This window comes from Sphingobium sp. B2, assembly GCF_007693735.1.
Lineage (GTDB): Bacteria > Pseudomonadota > Alphaproteobacteria > Sphingomonadales > Sphingomonadaceae > Sphingobium > Sphingobium xenophagum.
Map to the genome: position 1 here is coordinate 1 of NZ_VDBZ01000037.1, position 369 is coordinate 369.

General features: G+C 41.7%; 1 other RNA gene. It reads right to left on the bottom strand.

What is annotated here, in order from left to right:
* Positions 1-16 precede the first annotated feature (16 nt).
* Positions 17-369: RNase P RNA component class B (gene rnpB / locus FE851_RS25910), an RNA gene on the bottom strand; the annotation flags it as partial.

A 369-nucleotide genomic window follows, 5' to 3' on the forward strand; every position in this document is an offset into this window, starting at 1 on the left:
CACCTATTATGCAATTTTCTATAAGCCATGTTTTGTTCCAAAGGCGACTAGGTACCACCTTTTTTGATAATCATCTGTCTACTGCTTATGCAGTCAGAAAAGACCGTTCTTTTTCCAGCTTTTCCATGCCCCTACCAAAGTTTGGGTTGCTAGCTTGAGGGGTTTACCGCGTTCCACCTTTTATGTTTCCATAAAAGCTACGTCACTGTGGCACTTTCAGAATTACTCCGGCCTATCAAAGACTTAGCCATTTTATCCGCCGTAATGCGCAAAGCACATCCCTAGACTTATTTTTTTGTCTAGCACAAACACTACTGGCATCACAGCCAGTGCTAGCATGGACTTTCCTCATGATAAAATTGCAATATT